The sequence below is a fragment of the Mesorhizobium sp. W067 genome (assembly GCF_054719525.1).
In genome coordinates this window covers 1,632,955-1,648,931 of record NZ_JBTTII010000001.1, presented here as the reverse complement: position 1 = coordinate 1,648,931, position 15,977 = coordinate 1,632,955, and the positions used below count along the sequence as shown (strand labels likewise).

General features: G+C 61.9%; 15 protein-coding genes and 1 tRNA gene. 5 read left to right on the top strand and 11 right to left on the bottom strand.

Annotated elements, in window-relative coordinates; genetic code table 11:
• The first annotated feature begins 29 nt into the window (after positions 1-29).
• Genes ACYG97_RS08080 through ACYG97_RS08065 form a run of 4 tightly spaced genes read left to right on the top strand, consistent with a single transcriptional unit; the run spans position 30 to position 4,228 of the window.
• Positions 30-1,367, top strand: a complete 1,338-nt coding sequence (locus ACYG97_RS08080) for an ABC transporter substrate-binding protein (RefSeq protein WP_023734334.1) — start codon at positions 30-32, stop codon at positions 1,365-1,367.
• The gene (locus ACYG97_RS08075; RefSeq protein WP_023734333.1) at positions 1,367-2,305 is read left to right on the top strand and encodes a carbohydrate ABC transporter permease; all 939 of its coding nucleotides are present in this window, start codon (positions 1,367-1,369) and stop codon (positions 2,303-2,305) included. The genes ACYG97_RS08080 and ACYG97_RS08075 overlap by 1 nt, the downstream gene beginning before the upstream one ends.
• Positions 2,306-3,127 (top strand): carbohydrate ABC transporter permease, encoded by an 822-nt coding sequence (locus tag ACYG97_RS08070; protein ID WP_023700756.1) that lies wholly within the window; start codon positions 2,306-2,308, stop codon positions 3,125-3,127.
• 39 nt (positions 3,128-3,166) lie between these two features.
• Positions 3,167-4,228 carry an ABC transporter ATP-binding protein gene (locus ACYG97_RS08065; RefSeq protein WP_023734332.1) on the top strand — a complete coding sequence of 354 codons (1,062 nt, stop codon included), beginning with the start codon at positions 3,167-3,169 and terminating at the stop codon, positions 4,226-4,228.
• Positions 4,229-4,276: 48 nt separating this feature from the next.
• Here the strand turns inward: ACYG97_RS08065 and ACYG97_RS08060 are convergent.
• A tRNA-Lys gene (locus tag ACYG97_RS08060) sits at positions 4,277-4,352 on the bottom strand.
• Positions 4,353-4,674: 322 nt separating this feature from the next.
• Between ACYG97_RS08060 and ACYG97_RS08055 the strand changes: the two genes are divergently transcribed.
• Positions 4,675-5,166 carry a BA14K family protein gene (locus tag ACYG97_RS08055; protein ID WP_023734331.1) on the top strand — a complete coding sequence of 164 codons (492 nt, stop codon included), beginning with the start codon at positions 4,675-4,677 and terminating at the stop codon, positions 5,164-5,166.
• A gap of 91 nt (positions 5,167-5,257) precedes the next feature.
• On the opposite strand, the gene glpK is transcribed toward ACYG97_RS08055, so the two are convergent.
• The 10 genes from glpK to ACYG97_RS08005 form a co-directional block, all read right to left on the bottom strand.
• On the bottom strand, positions 5,258-6,751 hold the full coding sequence (gene glpK, locus ACYG97_RS08050; RefSeq protein WP_023734330.1) for a glycerol kinase GlpK: 1,494 nt from the start codon (positions 6,749-6,751) through the stop codon (positions 5,258-5,260).
• 89 nt (positions 6,752-6,840) lie between these two features.
• Positions 6,841-8,568, bottom strand: a complete 1,728-nt coding sequence (locus ACYG97_RS08045) for an ABC transporter substrate-binding protein (RefSeq protein WP_023684654.1) — start codon at positions 8,566-8,568, stop codon at positions 6,841-6,843.
• Positions 8,569-8,645: 77 nt separating this feature from the next.
• Positions 8,646-8,933 carry a DUF2160 domain-containing protein gene (locus ACYG97_RS08040; RefSeq protein WP_023684653.1) on the bottom strand — a complete coding sequence of 96 codons (288 nt, stop codon included), beginning with the start codon at positions 8,931-8,933 and terminating at the stop codon, positions 8,646-8,648.
• Between the two features lie 67 nt (positions 8,934-9,000).
• On the bottom strand, positions 9,001-9,915 hold the full coding sequence (locus ACYG97_RS08035) for a carbohydrate ABC transporter permease (protein WP_023670976.1): 915 nt from the start codon (positions 9,913-9,915) through the stop codon (positions 9,001-9,003).
• 1 nt (position 9,916) lies between these two features.
• A complete protein-coding gene (locus ACYG97_RS08030) occupies positions 9,917-10,783 on the bottom strand; it encodes a carbohydrate ABC transporter permease (protein ID WP_023670975.1) in 867 nt (288 codons plus the stop codon).
• The gene (locus ACYG97_RS08025; RefSeq protein WP_023684651.1) at positions 10,784-11,875 is read right to left on the bottom strand and encodes an ABC transporter ATP-binding protein; all 1,092 of its coding nucleotides are present in this window, start codon (positions 11,873-11,875) and stop codon (positions 10,784-10,786) included. It lies immediately after the preceding gene.
• A gap of 11 nt (positions 11,876-11,886) precedes the next feature.
• On the bottom strand, positions 11,887-12,966 hold the full coding sequence (locus tag ACYG97_RS08020) for an ABC transporter ATP-binding protein (protein WP_023684650.1): 1,080 nt from the start codon (positions 12,964-12,966) through the stop codon (positions 11,887-11,889).
• 38 nt (positions 12,967-13,004) lie between these two features.
• A complete protein-coding gene (glpD, locus tag ACYG97_RS08015) occupies positions 13,005-14,525 on the bottom strand; it encodes a glycerol-3-phosphate dehydrogenase (RefSeq protein ID WP_023684649.1) in 1,521 nt (506 codons plus the stop codon).
• 117 nt (positions 14,526-14,642) lie between these two features.
• Positions 14,643-15,410: a DeoR/GlpR family DNA-binding transcription regulator gene (locus tag ACYG97_RS08010; RefSeq protein ID WP_023734329.1), complete on the bottom strand. Its 768-nt coding sequence runs from the start codon at positions 15,408-15,410 to the stop codon at positions 14,643-14,645.
• A 115-nt stretch (positions 15,411-15,525) separates the two neighbouring features.
• A complete protein-coding gene (locus ACYG97_RS08005) occupies positions 15,526-15,972 on the bottom strand; it encodes a hypothetical protein (protein ID WP_023734328.1) in 447 nt (148 codons plus the stop codon).
• Between the last annotated feature and the right edge of the window lie 5 nt (positions 15,973-15,977).

The window sequence follows — 15,977 nt, the reverse complement described above, 5'->3', positions numbered from 1 at the left end:
CGACAACGACAACAACCGGGAGGAAGAAAATGTCGTCCAATCTGTTCAACCCAACCAGGAGGCAACTCCTCCAGGGAACCGCCGCCCTTGCCGCCGCCGGCTTTGCCGGTGTTCGCCCAAGCTTTGCCGCCGGCGTCGACTGGAAGCGCTTTGCGGGAACGACGCTTGACGTCAATCTGGTGAAAAGCCCGCGCAGCGACACGCTGATAAAATATATCGCCGAGTTCGAGGAACTGACCGGGATCAAGGTCAATGCCGAAGCGACGCCGGAACAGCAGCAGCGCCAGAAGACGGTGATCGAACTCAGCTCCGGCAAGCCGAGCTTCGATGTCGTGCATCTGAGCTACCACGTGCAGAAGCGGCAGTTCGAAAAGGGCGGCTGGCTGGCCGACATATCAGGCTATCTCGCTGACTCGACCCTGACCGATCCTGCGCTGGTGGAAACCGATTTCGCCGATGCCGGCATGCTGTTTGCCAAGGACGGCCAGGGCGTGCTGCGCTCGCTGCCGTTCTCAGTCGACTACTGGATCGTCTACTGGAACAAGGAATTGTTCGAGGCCAAGGGCCTCAAATACCCTGAAACCTTCGAGCAATTGGTGGCGGCCGCCGAAGCGCTGACCGACCCGTCGACCAACACCTACGGCTTTGTCGCCCGCGGCCTGAAAAACGCCAACACGCCGGTATGGACGTCGCTGATGCTCGGCTACGACATGACGCCGCTCGATGATAAGGGCAAGCTGCGCACGACCTCGCCCGAGGCGGTCGAGGCCGCCAGCCTCTACCAGCGGCTGATGACCAAGTCGGCGCCTCCAGGCGTCACCGGATTCAACTGGGCCGAAGCCCAGTCCGCCTTCCTGCAAGGCAAGATCGGCATGTGGTTCGATGGCGTCGGCTTTGCCCCGCCGATGGAAAACCCGGAAAAGTCGCGTGTGGTCGGCAAGGTCGGCTACGGCGTCATGCCCAAAGGGCCCAAGGCGCATGCCGCCGGCACCTTTGGCGACGGCCTCGGCGTGACGGCCGCCAGCGAGAAGAAGGAGGCCGCCTATCTCTTCTGCCAGTGGGCGATTTCGCCTGCCATGGGCACGCGCCTGCTGCAGGCGGGTGCCGGCGTGCCGTTCCGCAAGTCGGTGCTGGAAGATCCCAAGGTGCGCGAAGGCGTCACCATGCCGGCGAGCTGGCTCGATGCCGTGGTCGGCTCGGGCAATGTCAGCCGGCTGTCGCTGCCGGTCATCATTCCGGTCACCGAGTTCCGCGATATCTATGGCGTGGCGCTGACCAATCTGATCGCCGGCGCCGATCCGGCGGAGGAACTGAAGAAGGCCACCGAGCAGTTCCAGCCGGTGCTCGACCGGAGCGAGCAAGGCTGATGTCCGCCATCACCCCAGAACGCACCGGGGTGACGACGCAAGCCATCGAAGGGGGGCAGACCATCCGTCTGGCTCCCAACTACTGGCCTTTCGTCGTCCCGGCGCTCGTCATCGTCGGCGCCGTGATCGTCTTTCCCTGGGCCTTCACACTGTGGATGAGCGTCAACCGCTGGACCCTCGGCCAGGCGCGAAGCTTTGCCGGGATGGAAAACTATCTGCGGCTGGCAGCCGACCAACGCTTCTGGGAATCGCTTTTCCATACGCTGACCTACACGGCGCTTTCGGTCGCGGCGCCGATGTTCCTTGGCACTGTCGCGGCGCTGATCTTCGACGCCAAATTTCCGCTGCGCGGCCTGTTGCGCGGCGTCTTCGTCATGCCGATGATGGCAACGCCAGTCGCCGTGGCGCTGGTCTGGACGATGATGTTCCATCCCCAGCTTGGCGTGCTCAACTATCTGTTGTCGCTGGTCGGCATTCCGGCGCAGGAATGGATCTTTAACGCCAGGACGGTCATCCCGTCCCTGGTTGCGGTCGAGACCTGGCAGTGGACGCCGCTGGTGATGCTGATCGTGCTGGGCGGCTTGGCCTCCGTGCCGCGCGAGCCCTTCGAGAGCGCCGAGATCGACGGCGCCAACGCCTGGCAGCAGTTCCGCTATCTCACCTTGCCGATGATCGCGCCGTTCCTGATGATCGCCATGATCATCCGCACCATCGATGCGCTGAAGAGTTTTGACATCATCTACGCGATGACCCAGGGCGGACCGGGCACGGCCTCGGAAACCATCAACATCTATCTCTACAACACCGCCTTCTCCTACTACGACATCGGCTATGGCTCGGCCATGGCCGTGGTGTTCTTCATCGTCATCGTCGCGCTGTCCTTCATCCTGCTGATGCTGCGCCAGCGCTCCCAATGGATCGGGGTGGAGGGCAAATAGATGAGTTCACGGCTGCTCAACCGGATCGGGCTGTTTTTCGCGGCTCTGGTCTTCGTCTCGCCGGCGATCCTGTTCTTCCTCTGGATGATCTCGCTGTCGCTGAAGTTCGAGATCGACAACGGTGCCTACCCGCCGATCCTGATCCCGGAACATCTCGCCTGGTCGAACTATGTGAAGGTATTCGAGGAGAACAATTTCCTGCTCTATTTCTGGAATTCGGTTCTGGTGACGGGCACGGCAACGTTGCTGGCGCTGCTGATCGGCGTGCCGGCGGGCTATGGCATCGCGCGGCTCAAGGCCGAACGCTCGGCGGTGGTCATCATGATCGCCCGCATGACGCCGGGGCTTTCGTATCTCATTCCGCTGTTCCTGCTGTTCCAGTGGGTCGGCATTCTCGGCACGCTGTGGCCGCAGATCATTATCCATCTGGTGGTGACGGTGCCGATCGTGGTCTGGGTGATGATCGGCTATTTCGAGACCACGCCGATGGAGCTGGAAGAAGCGGCCAACATCGATGGCGCCAGTTCCTGGCAGGTGTTCCGGCTGGTCGCCTTGCCCATCGCCAAGCCGGGCATTGTCGTCGCCTTCATCCTGTCGATCATCTTCTCATGGAACAATTTCGTCTTCGGCATTGTGCTCGCCAGCCGCGAGACTCGCACGCTGCCGGTCGCCGTCTACAACATGCTTTCCTACGAGCAGGTGAGCTGGGGTCCGCTCGCCGCTGCGGCACTTGTGGTGACGCTGCCGGTGCTGGTGCTGACCCTGTTCGCGCAAAGGCAGATCGTCGCGGGGCTGACCGCAGGCGCCGTCAAGGGCGGCTGAGGCACGGCCCCGACATCACGCATTTCCGGGAGAAATCCAATGGCATCGGTAACAATCAACAACGTTCAGAAGGCTTTCGGAGCCGCCAAGATCATCCACGATGTCAGCGTCGACATCGCCGATGGCGAATTCGTCATCCTGGTCGGGCCGTCGGGCTGCGGAAAGTCGACGCTGCTGCGCATGATTGCCGGACTGGAAACGATCTCGGGCGGCAGGATCGCCATTGGCGATCGCGTCGTCAATAATCTCAGGGCGCGCGACCGCAACATCGCCATGGTGTTCCAGAACTACGCGCTCTATCCGCATATGACGGTGGCCGACAATATGGGCTTTGCCCTGAAGATCAAGAAAGCCGATCCGGCCGACACCGCCGGCCGCGTCGGCAGGGCCGCCAGCATTCTCGGCCTGGACAAGCTGCTCGACCGCTATCCGCGTCAGCTTTCCGGCGGCCAGCGCCAGCGCGTCGCCATGGGCCGCGCCATCGTGCGCGACCCGCAGGTGTTCCTGTTCGACGAGCCGCTGTCCAATCTCGACGCCAAATTGCGCGTGCAGATGCGCGGCGAGATCAAGGCGCTGCACCAGCGGCTCGGGACCACAACCATCTACGTCACGCACGACCAGATCGAGGCCATGACCATGGCCGACAAGATCGTCGTGCTGCATGACGGCCTTGTCGAGCAGATCGGCGCGCCGCTCGATCTCTACGATCGCCCGGCCAACCTCTTCGTTGCCGGCTTCATCGGCTCGCCGGCGATGAATTTCATTCGCGGCCATGTCGAGGAAGGTGTTTTCCGCAGCGCCGGTGGACTGATCTTGCCGCTGCCGGAAGGCATCGACCTGACCAACATTCCCGGCGGGGACCTCATCTACGGCATCCGCCCCGAACACATCCGAGCGACGACCGCCAAAGGAATCCCCGGCACGATCGTGCTTCTGGAAGCAACGGGTTCGGAAATCTTTGCCAGGGTCGACTGCGCCGGAGAAGAAATCTCCTGCCTTTTCCGCGAGCGGCTGGCACTGAAACGGGGCGAGCAGATGCGCATCGAGATCGACCGCGCCTGCGCTCATCTGTTCGACACCAAGACCGGGCGGCGATTGTAGGCGGCGATGGGGCTGCTGATAGGGAGCAACTTTCGCACGAAATATTTCTGGTGAGCGCGTCGGGGTTCGAACCCGAGACCTACTGATTAAAAGTCAGTTGCTCTACCGGCTGAGCTACGCGCTCCCGCGGGCTCTAAAGGCCGCCCTCGAAATTGCGCGGAACATAGGGAGAGTGCCGCGACCGGTCAACCGGAAAAAGATGGCCGTTCCACCGGGGTTTCGGCCATCGCCCGACGCGCCGCAAATTGCGTCGTCACCAGCCCGGTGAGCCGCTCCCGCAACGTGGTCGCCGCTTCGATCTGTTGGCGCGCGAAACGCGCCTTTTCTCACGCGCCAAATTCGAGAAACATTACAAATCAGCAACTTACTGTTTTGGTGGGAACCATCGCACGAGCGGGCCGTTTTCGTCTCACAAGGGACGTCAACCACCCTTCAAGGAGAAGATCATGAACAAGATCGCAACGGGTCTACTGGCGACCACCCTGTCAATTTCGTTTGCCGCGGCGGCCGCTATGCCGGCCAATGCCGCCCAGATGTTCGTGCCCCAGTCATCAGCAACTTCGTCCGACATCGTGAATGTGGGCGATTCTCGTCATGACAACTGGCGGTGGATGCGCCATGGCAACCGCAATTCCGGCAATCGCGATTTCCGCGTAGGCCGCCAGTTCTCGCGCAACAATGATGGCGGCAGCTATTGGAATGGCCATCGCGGCTATCGCGAATATCACCGCGGCTATCGCCGTCACGGCGACTACTGGTTCCCGCTGGCTGCCTTCGCCACCGGCGCCTTGATCACCGGTGCGATCGTCAACAGCGAGAACAACCGCGGCGATGCCCATGTGCAGTGGTGCTACGACCGCTATCGGTCGTACCGCGCTTCGGACAACACATTCCAGCCCAATTACGGCCCTCGGCGGCAGTGTAATTCGCCCTATTGATGTGTTTAGGGCGAAGTTAGGGTAGGACGGAGCCTGCGCCGGCAACGGGCGCGGGCTTCGTCTTTTCGCGGACTTGGTCTTAAGTGCGAAATCAGGACGCGCTCAGCGTCCGGCGCACCGCATCGCGCCAGCCGGCCAGTTTTGCCGAACGCATGTCGGCATCCATGTCCGGCTTGAAGCGGCGCTCGAGCGCCCAGCTCTTGGCAAAATCCTTCGCCTTCGGCCACACGCCTGCTTTCGAGCCGGCAAGCCACGCCGCACCCAGCGCCGTCGTCTCCAGAATGGTCGGGCGATCGACCGGCGCATCGAGGATATCGGCCAGCCGCTGCATGGTCCAGTCGGAGGCCACCATGCCGCCGTCGACGCGAAGCACGGTTTTGGCCGACGCCCCCTTCCAGTCCTTGCGCATTGCGTCGAGGAGATCGCGCGTCTGGTAGGCGACGGATTCCAGCGCCGCGCGGGCGAACTCCGCCGGGCCAGAGTTGCGGGTCAGCCCGAAGATCGCGCCACGCGCCTCGGCGTCCCAATGCGGCGCGCCGAGACCGACGAAAGCCGGCACCAGATAGACGTTCTGCGTGGGGTCGGCGGTTGCCGCCAAAACGCCGCTATGCTCGGCCTTGCCGATCACCTTGATGCCGTCGCGCAGCCATTGCACGGCGGCACCCGCGATGAAGATCGAGCCTTCCAAGGCATAGGTAGTCTTGCCGTTCAGCCGATAGGCGATGGTGGTCAACAGCCGGTTCTTCGAGCGCACCAGATCGGCGCCGGTGTTGAGCAGCGCAAAGCAGCCGGTGCCATAGGTCGATTTCATCATGCCTGGCTCGAAACAGGCCTGGCCGATGGTCGCTGCGTGCTGATCGCCGGCCACGCCAAGGATTTTGATTTCGGCGCCAAACAGGCTTTTTTCCGTCACGCCGTAGTCGTCGGCGCAATCCTTGACCTCAGGCAGCAACGCCACCGGGATGCGCAGGATGGAGAGCAGCTCGTCGTCCCAGACATTTTTCTCGATGTTGTAGACCAGCGTGCGCGAGGCGTTGGTGGCATCTGTCGCATGCACCTTGCCGCCGGTCAGCCGCCAGATCAAAAAACTGTCGATGGTGCCGGCGAGCAGTTCGCCCTTTTCGGCGCGCTTTCTCGCACCGTTCACCTTGTCCAGCATCCAGGCGATCTTGGTGCCGGAGAAATAGGGATCGAGCAGCAGGCCGGTCTTTTTGGTGAACTTTTTCTCCAGGCCGTGTTTCTTCAGCTTCTGGCAGAGCGGCGCGGTGCGGCGGTCCTGCCAGACGATGGCATTGTGGATCGGCTTGCCGGTCGCCTTGTCCCAGATGACGACGGTTTCGCGCTGGTTGGTGATGCCGATCGCCGCCACATCCGAAGCCTCGCGGCCGGCGGCCTTCAGCGCGCCTTTGACGGTGGCGACGACGCTTGCCCAGATCTCTTCCGGATCATGCTCGACCCAGCCGGAGGCAGGATAATGCTGCGTGAATTCCTGCTGCTTGCTGCCGGCGACCTTCATCGCGCCGTCGAACAGGATCGCCCTGGTCGATGTCGTACCCTGGTCGATTGCAAGGATGTATCCGGTCATTAGTCCTCCCGGTAGCTCGCCTATACAAACAGGGGAGACGGCAAGATGCCGCCTCCCCGTTCACTATGATCCTGGCGCGTACGCCAAGATTACTTCTGCCAGCTCTTCACCAGTTCGTCGTAGTTGATGGTGATCGGCTTTTCCTTCTCGTTTTCGATCTTCAGCTGAGGCGCGAGATTGCCGTTCTTGACCGCGTCGGCGTTCCAGTAGGCGAGGTCATGCTCTTCGGCCATCTTCGGGCCGATATCGCCCTGGACGCCCGACTTCTCGATGCGGGTCATGACTTTTTCCTGCTCGGCGCAGAGCGAGTCCATGGCTTCCTGCGCCGTCTTGGCGCCGGACGAGGCATCGCCGATCGCCTGCCACCAGAGCTGTGCCAGCTTCGGATAATCGGGCACGTTGGTGCCGGTCGGCGACCACTGAACGCGGGCCGGCGAGCGGTAGAACTCGATCAGACCACCGAGCTTCGGCGCACGTTCGGTGAAGCTCTTGTCGTGGATCGTGCTTTCGCGGATGAAGGTCAAGCCGACATGGCTCTTCTTCACGTCGACCGTCTTCGAGGTCACGAACTGCGCGTAGAGCCAGGCGGCCTTGGCGCGGTCGGTCGGCGTCGACTTCATCAGCGTCCAGGAACCCACGTCCTGATAGCCGAGCTTCATGCCGTCCTTCCAGTAGACGCCATGCGGCGACGGGGCCATGCGCCACTTCGGCGTACCGTCCTCGTTCAGCACCGCCTTGGCGCCGGCGTCGACCATCGAAGCGGTGAAGGCGGTGTACCAGAATATCTGCTGCGCGACCGCACCCTGTGCCGGCACCGGGCCGGATTCGGAGAACGTCATGCCCTGGGCTTCGGCCGGAGCGTAGGCCTTCAGCCAGTCGAGGTATTTCTGGATCGAGTAGACGGCAGCCGGGCCGTTGGTGTCGCCGCCGCGCGCCGTGCAGGAGCCGACCGGCTGTGATTTCTCGTTGACCTTGATGCCCCATTCGTCGACCGGCAGGCCGTTCGGCAGGCCCTTGTCGCCGTTGCCGGCCATCGACAGCCAGGCGTCGGTGAAGCGCCAGCCGAGCGACGGGTCCTTCTTGCCATAGTCCATGTGGCCATAGACCTTCTTGCCATCGATCTCGCGGCCGGTGAAGAACTCGGCGATGTCCTCATAGGCCGACCAGTTCACGGGAACGCCGAGGTCGTAGCCGTATTTCGCCTTGAAGTCGGCCTTGTTCTTCTCGTCGTTGAACCAGTCGTAACGGAACCAGTAGAGGTTGGCGAACTGCTGGTCGGGCAGCTGATAGAGCTTCTTGTCCGGCGCGGTGGTGAAGGAGGTGCCGATAAAATCCTTCAGGTCGAGGTTCGGATTGGTAACGTCCTTGCCCTCGCCCGCCATCCAGTCGGTCAGGTTGCGGACCTGCTGGTAGCGCCAGTGGGTGCCGATCAGGTCGGAATCGTTGACCCAGCCGTCATAAAGGTTCTGGCCGGTCTGCATCTGGGTCTGGATCTTCTCGACGACGTCGCCTTCCTGGATGACGTCATGCGTGATCTTGATGCCAGTGATGGCGGTAAAGGCCGGCGCCAGCACCTGCGATTCATACTGGTGGGTGGCGATGGTTTCGGACACGACCTTGATGTCCATGCCGGCGAAAGGCTTCGCGGCATCGATGAACCACTGCATTTCTGCTTCCTGGCCGGCGCGGTCGAGCGTCGACAGCGGGCCGATTTCCTTGTCCAGAAACGCCTTGGCCTCATCCATTCCGGCGTAGGCGTTGCCTACCCCGAGCAACAGGACAAGGGCAGTTGTTGATGTTAAAAATTGCCGTCGCATAGGTTTCCTCCACATTTAGGTTTCAAGTGCGATCTGGAACGGCCGCCGGCACGCGGTCGATCCAACAGTTTCCCCCTCTATACGTAGCGGAACACGCCGACGGCGTAGACCACGGAGAGAGCGAGAGCCCACCACAGGTTGGATCCGACAAGACCCAGCCAAGCGAGATGGATAAAGGCGCTGCCAAGCAGCGACAGAAAAAGACGGTCGCCGCGCGTCGTCTCGAAGCGCAGGATGCCGGCGCGCGGATTGCCGCCCGGCGAGGCAAATTCCCAAAACGCCATGCCACACAGCAGCAGAAGAATGGTGCCGAAGAACGCCGCCGTCGGCCACGTCCACGCCATCCAGGTGAGGTCGAGATTCATGGTGACACCCTCCCCAGGGCAAAGCCCTTGGCGGTGGTGGTGAGGGTGAACCCGTGCTTTTGTTTCATCACACCCTCCCCAGGGCGAAGCCCTTGGCGATGTAGTTGCGGACAAACCAGATGACGAGCGCGCCGGGGATCAGCGTCAGCACGCCGGCGGCAGCGAGCAGGCCCCAATCCATGCCGGCGGCCGAAACGGTGCGGGTCATGGTGGCGGCGATGGGCTTGGCATCGGTGGTCGTCAGCGTGCGAGCGATCAAAAGCTCGACCCATGAGAACATGAAGCAGAAGAAGCAGGCGACACCGATGCCACTGGCGATCAGCGGCATGAATATCCTGACGAAGAAGCGCGGGAAGGAGTAGCCGTCGATATAGGCTGTTTCGTCGATCTCTTTGGGCACGCCCGACATGAAGCCTTCGAGGATCCACACCGCCAGCGGCACGTTGAACAGGCAGTGCGCCAGCGCCACAGCGATGTGGGTGTCGATCAGGCCGAAAGCCGAATAGAGCTGGAAGAACGGCAGCGCGAACACTGCCGGCGGCGCCATGCGGTTGGTCAGCAGCCAGAAGAACAGATGCTTGTCGCCGAGGAAGCGGTAGCGCGAAAAGGCGTAGGCCGCCGGCAGCGCCGCAGCCACGGAAATCACCATGTTCATGACAACATAGGTGATCGAGTTGATGTAGCCCGAATACCAGGACGCATCGGTGAAGATAGTGACGTAGTTGGCGATCGTAGGCTGATGCGGATAGAGCGTCAGCGAGGAGACGATCTCGGCATTGGTCTTGAAGCTCATGTTGATGAGCCAGTAGATCGGCAGCAGAAGCACGATGATGTAGATCGTCGGCACGATCCACCACCAGCGCGATTCCTCGCCGCGCTTGCGCATCAGCCGGGCGACCTGATCCTGCGAAAGCGTGCTCGCCAATTTTCCCGAAGCGGTGGTTTCGCTCACTCTGTCGGCTCTTTCGTTGGCGCCGCTCATCTCAGCGCTCCGCGTCGTAGTTGGTCATCACGGTGTAGAACACCCACGACAACAACAGGATGATCAGGAAGTAGACCAGCGACATGGCGGCCGCCGGACCGAGGTCGAACTGGCCGAGCGCGGTCTTGACGAGGTCGATCGACAGGAAGGTGGTCGAGTTGCCGGGGCCGCCGCCGGTGACGACGAAGGGCTCGGTGTAGATCATGAAGCTATCCATGAAGCGCAACAGCACGGCGATCAAAAGCACACGCTGCATCTTCGGCAGCTGGATATAACGGAACACCGCCCAGCGCGAGGCGCCGTCGATCTTGGCCGCCTGGTAGAAGGCATCCGGGATCGAAACCAGGCCGGCATAGCAGAGCAGCACGACAAGGCTGGTCCAGTGCCAGACGTCCATGATGATGATGGTGACCCAGGCGTCGAACGGATCCTGAACGTAATTGTAGTCGATGCCGAGCGCGTTGACGTAGTAGCCGAGCAGGCCGATGTCGTTGCGGCCGAAGACCTGCCAGATGGTGCCGACGACGTTCCACGGAATGAGCAGCGGCAACGACATAAGCACTAGGCAGACCGGCACGCCCCAGCCCTTCTTCGGCATGTTGAGCGCGATGAATATGCCGAGCGGCACTTCGATGGCCAGAATGATGAAGGAGAAGATCAGGTTGCGCACCATCGCTTCCCAGAAGCGGCTGGACGACAGCAGTTCCTCGAACCACTGGGTGCCTGCCCAGAAGAAGACGTTGTTGCCGAAGGTGTCCTGCACCGAATAGTTGACGACCGTCATCAGCGGAATGACGGCCGAGAACGCCACCAGCACCAGCACCGGAAGCACCAGGAACCAGGCCTTGTTGTTCCAGGTCTTTTCCATCTATGCCCCCATCTCGACACGCCCCATCTCAACCAGCCAGGAATCGGCATAGATGTTGATGCCGGCCGGATCGAAACGAACCTTTGGGTCGGCCGGCACGCTCTCGTCCTCGCCGATGACGGCAGCGATCTCGCGGCCTTCGAGGCTGGCGCGCACCACCTTGTGGCGGCCGAGATCCTCGACCTTGCTGATTTTAACCGCCATGCCGTCACGGCCGAGCCTGACATATTCGGGGCGGATGCCGAGTTCGATGGCGCCGGAGCTCCCAGCGGCGGTCTTTGGCGCGCCGGGCAGCTCGATCCGCTGGCTGCCAATGGTCGCGGTCTTGCCGTCGATCGCCACCGGCATGACGTTCATGCCGGGCGAGCCGATGAAGTAACCGACGAATGTGTGGCGCGGGCGCTCGAACAATTCGGCCGGCGTGCCGATCTGGACGATGCCGCCATCATACATGACGACGACCTGGTCGGCGAAGGTCAGCGCCTCGGTCTGGTCATGGGTGACATAGACCATGGTGTAGCCGAAGCGGCGGTGCAGTTGCTTCAACTGCGAGCGCAGCACCCACTTCATGTGCGGATCGATAACCGTCAGCGGTTCGTCGAACAGGATGGCATTGACATCCGAGCGCACCAGGCCGCGGCCGAGCGAGATCTTCTGCTTCTGGTCGGCGGTCAGGCCCCTCGCCTTCTTCTTCGCCCACGACTCCAGGTCGATCATCTCCAGCGTCTCCCGCACCTTGCGGTCGACATCGGCCTCCGGCACGCCGCGGTTGCGCAGCGGGAAGGCCAGATTGTCGTAGACGGTCATGGTGTCGTAGATGACCGGGAACTGGAACACCTGCGCGATGTTGCGCTCCTGCGTCGACAGATTGGTGACGTCCTTGCCGTTGAACAGCAACTCACCGTGCGAGGGGTGCAGAAGTCCCGAAATGATGTTGAGCAGCGTGGTCTTGCCGCAACCCGAAGGCCCAAGCAGCGCATAGGCGCCGCCATCCTCGAAAGTGTGGTGCACTTCCCGCAGCGCAAAATCGGCATCCTTCTGCGGGTTGGGCAGGTAGGAGTGCCTGACATGGTTGACGTCGATGCGCGCCATCTCTTCCCCCCTCAGGCCGCAAGCTTCGGCGCGGCGACGGCGCTGCCGTTGCTGTCGAAGACCATGATGTGGCGCGGATCGATAAACACCTCGATCTCGGCGTCGGGCTCGAAATCGCGGATGCCGTGGGTCAGCATGACCCAGCGCGCATCGGCAAAATCGAGATGGATGAAGCTTTCCGAGCCGGTGATCTCGGTGATCGTCACCTTGGCGCGCACCGGCACCGCGGCAGCGTTGGGCCGCTCGAGCGACAGATGATGCGGCTGGAAGCCGATCGTGTAGTTGGCGTCGGCAATGCCGGCGAGTTCTGCCGGTACCGGCAGCTTGACGCCGCCCTCGAGCAGGAAATCCGGGCCCTTCTTGGCCAGCACGATGGTGTTGAGCGGCGGATCGGCAAAGGTTTTCGCCGTCACCAGGTCGATCGGCTTGCGGAAGACGTCGATGGTCGGCCCGAATTGGGTGATCCGCCCCTCGGACAGCGTCGCCGTATTGCCGCCGAGCAGCAAGGCTTCATGCGGCTCAGTCGTGGCGTAGACGAAAATGGTGCCGGCGGCGGCAAATATCTTGGGCAGTTCGGCGCGCAGCTCCTCGCGCAATTTGTAGTCGAGATTGGCGAGCGGCTCGTCGAGCAGCACCAGGCTGGCATTCTTGACGATGGCGCGGGCCAGCGCCGTACGCTGCTGCTGTCCGCCGGACAGGCTGAGCGGCGTGCGGTCGAGATAGGGTGTGAGCTTCAGAAGCCCTGCCGCGTTGCGGACTTCCTTGTCGATCTTGGCCTGGTCGGTGCCGGCGACGCGCAACGGCGAGGCGATGTTCTCGTAGACGGTCATCGCGGGGTAGTTGATGAACTGCTGATAGACCATGGCGATCTTGCGCTGCTGCACCGGCATGCCGGTGACATTCTGGCCGTCGAACCAGACTGAACCGGTGGTCGGCACGTCGAGCCCGGCCATCAGCCGCATCAGACTTGTCTTGCCCGACAGTGTCGGCCCGAGCAAAACGTTGAGCGAGCCGTGCTGAAGCGTCAGCGACACGTCGCGGATATGCTCCACCGCGCCGACCATCTTCGTCACGTTTCTCAGTTCCAGCATGATGCCTCCTCCCAGGCTTTGTGCATCAATCGCCTTCCCTATTCCGCTGCCGCGACATGGCGCCGGCTGATGCCGCGCATGAATTCGTCAAGCGCCGACGCCTGTTCCCGGCTGAGATGCAGACCGCGCTTGGTGCGACGCCACAATACATCTTCGGCGGTCAGCGCCCATTCGTTTTCGCTGAGGTAGCGTACCTCGGCCTCATAGAGATCGGCGCCGAAATTGCGGCCGAGATCGGCGTTCGACTTGGCGAGGCCGAGCAGCACTTGCGCGCGCGTGCCGTAAAGCCGGGTCAACCGACGCGCCAGGCGCTGGTCGATGAAAGGAAAGGCGCTCTTCAGCTTCGCCACCTGGACGTCGAAACCGGTGGCCGGGAAATCGCCGCCCGGCAAGGGCGCGTTCGCCGTCCACGGCTTACCGCGCTTGCCGAGAAAACCTTCGACCTTTTCCAGCATCGATTCCGACAACCGGCGGTAGGTGGTGATCTTGCCGCCGAAAGCGTTGACGATCGGCGCCTTGCCCCCGCCGCCATCGGCTTTCAGCACATAGTCGCGGGTCGCTTCCTGCGCCTTCGAAGCGCCGTCGTCGTAGAGCGGGCGCACGGCCGAATAGGTCCAGACGATGTCGGGGCGCGTCACGGCTTCAGCAAAATATTCGCTCGCCGCCGCGCAGAGATAGTCGATCTCGGTGTCGCTGATCTTCACGTCATGCGGATCGCCGGGATAGTCGCGATCGGTGGTGCCGATCAGCGTAAATTCTTCCTCGTAGGGAATGGCGAAGATGATGCGCCCGTCCTTGTTCTGGAAGAAGTAGGCGCGCGGATCATCGAACTTCTTTTTGATGACGATATGACTGCCCTGCACCAGGCGCACATTGTGCACGTCGTTCTGGCCCACAGTGGTCGACAGGACGTGGTCGACCCACGGACCGGCGGCATTGACCAGCAGCCGGGCCTTGACCTCCTCTGCCTCTCCCGTCTGCACGTCTTCCACGCGGATCGCCCACAGATCGCCTTCGCGCCGCGCCCCGACGACTTTCGTGCGGGTGCGGATGGTGGCGCCGCGGTCGGCGGCGTCACGCGCGTTCAACGCCACCAGCCGGGCATCGTTGACCCAGCCGTCCGAGTACTCGAAAGCCTTGTGAAACAGCGGCTTCAGCGGCTTGCCGGCCGGATCCTTGGACATGTCCAGTGTCCGGGTCGCCGGCAGCAATTTGCGGCCACCAATATGATCGTAGAGGAACAGGCCGAGCCGGATCAGCCAGGCCGGGCGCAGGCCCTTGGCATAGGGCAGCACGAAGCGCATCGGCCAGATGATGTGCGGCGCGTTCTTCCACAGAACCTCGCGCTCCATCAGCGCCTCGCGCACAAGCCGGAACTCGTAGAATTCGAGGTAGCGCAGGCCACCATGGATCAGCTTGGTCGAACCGGAGGAGGTTCCGCTGGCGAGGTCGTTCATCTCGGCGAGAAATACCGAAAAGCCCCGCCCAACGGCGTCGCGGGCGATGCCGCAGCCATTGATGCCGCCACCGATGACGAAGATGTCACGGACTGCGTCCACAAATCCCTCCCGCGATTTCGCATTGCAGCATTTTTGAGTTGTTACGAAACCGTATCGGGATTATTTCGAAATAAGAACGAATGTCAAACGAAATGTAACGGGACCGTGATCGATAGCCTAGCCGAGCGAAGTTTCGATCAATTGAACCTCCGCTTCCTCGCAGATCTTACGCACCGACGGGATGTCGCAACGGTCGGTGATGAAGGTGTTTACCTGCGAGAGATGGCCGATGCGAACCGGCGCGGTTCGTTCGAACTTGGTCTGGTCGGAGACCAGGATGACATGCCTGGCATTGGCGATAATGGCTTGCGCGACTTTCACTTCGCGAAAGTCGAAATCGAGCAGCGCGCCGTCATGGTCGATGGCCGAGGCGCCGATCACCGCATAGTCGACCTTGAACTGCCTGATAAAATCGACCGCGGCCTCGCCGACAACGCCGCCGTCGGAGCCGCGCACGACGCCGCCGGCGATTACCACCTCGATCGAAGGATAGATGCGCATCCTGTTGGCAACATTGATATTATTGGTGATGACCATGAGCCCGGTATGGTCAAGCAGCGCCTTGCTGACCGACTCGGTCGTGGTGCCGATATTGATGAACAAAGATGCGTTGTCGGGTATCAGCCTGGCCGCCGCGCGGCCGATCGCCTCCTTCTCGTCGGCGGCAATCTTGCGGCGCGCCTCATACTCCATGTTCTCGATGCCGGACGGGAACAAGGCCCCGCCATGAATGCGCGTCAGCAGCCGCTGATCGCAGAGATCGTTGAGGTCCTTGCGGATGGTCTGCGGCGTCACGTTGAAGTGCGTGGCGAGGCCATCGACCAGCACACGGCCATGGTCCTTCGCCATCTGGATGATTTCGGCATGGCGCGGCGACAAATACACTGAGAACCTCCCGTTTTCGTTTTTCTTGTTTGTAGCTGAAAACGAAAGCAATGAAAAGGGAGACGCCGGCTAATGAAATATCGATGATTGCAAAGGCGAACCGGGCAGATACGGCTCAGACCCGCTCCGCCACCTTGCGGGTGACAGCCGGGACTTTACCTGGCGAGCGGATCATCAGGAAATTGCCGGACCAGTATCCCGGGATTCGCCAAGTGCCTTTGATCTCGGTTGCATCACCGTTGATGATGCCGCTGTAGTGAATCGGGTGCGCCTTCAATTGGGCCTTGTCGTATGTCTTGGTAAAGGAGACGGCGTTGCCCTCTCGCTGGCCCTGCAGGCTTGCGTATCTTGCCGTGCTGGTCGCCGCCGGTTCGTGGGTCATCCCCGTCAAGCTGGTTGCCGTCTCGATCAGCGTTGCAACGAAGGAAACCGGCGGCAGTTCGCGCGGATAGAAATAGCGCCCGCTCCAGACGCCCGTCAGATTCTGGCTAACCCCTTCAGCCCTTCCGGCCATATGCTTGCTCGCAAGTCCTTGCTGGCTTGCCCCGGCGGCGGCAACCACCCGGG

Bases quoted from the DNA above. Each gene is read 5' to 3' on its own strand.
- ACYG97_RS08080 (WP_023734334.1), top strand. From the start codon at position 30: ATGTCGTCCAATCTGTTCAACCCAACCAGGAGGCAACTCCTCCAGGGA.
- ACYG97_RS08075 (WP_023734333.1), top strand. From the start codon at position 1,367: ATGTCCGCCATCACCCCAGAACGCACCGGGGTGACGACGCAAGCCATC.
- ACYG97_RS08070 (WP_023700756.1), top strand. From the start codon at position 2,306: ATGAGTTCACGGCTGCTCAACCGGATCGGGCTGTTTTTCGCGGCTCTG.
- ACYG97_RS08065 (WP_023734332.1), top strand. From the start codon at position 3,167: ATGGCATCGGTAACAATCAACAACGTTCAGAAGGCTTTCGGAGCCGCC.
- ACYG97_RS08055 (WP_023734331.1), top strand. From the start codon at position 4,675: ATGAACAAGATCGCAACGGGTCTACTGGCGACCACCCTGTCAATTTCG.
- glpK (WP_023734330.1), bottom strand. From the start codon at position 6,751: ATGACCGGATACATCCTTGCAATCGACCAGGGTACGACATCGACCAGG.
- ACYG97_RS08045 (WP_023684654.1), bottom strand. From the start codon at position 8,568: ATGCGACGGCAATTTTTAACATCAACAACTGCCCTTGTCCTGTTGCTC.
- ACYG97_RS08040 (WP_023684653.1), bottom strand. From the start codon at position 8,933: ATGAATCTCGACCTCACCTGGATGGCGTGGACGTGGCCGACGGCGGCG.
- ACYG97_RS08035 (WP_023670976.1), bottom strand. From the start codon at position 9,915: ATGAGCGGCGCCAACGAAAGAGCCGACAGAGTGAGCGAAACCACCGCT.
- ACYG97_RS08030 (WP_023670975.1), bottom strand. From the start codon at position 10,783: ATGGAAAAGACCTGGAACAACAAGGCCTGGTTCCTGGTGCTTCCGGTG.
- ACYG97_RS08025 (WP_023684651.1), bottom strand. From the start codon at position 11,875: ATGGCGCGCATCGACGTCAACCATGTCAGGCACTCCTACCTGCCCAAC.
- ACYG97_RS08020 (WP_023684650.1), bottom strand. From the start codon at position 12,966: ATGCTGGAACTGAGAAACGTGACGAAGATGGTCGGCGCGGTGGAGCAT.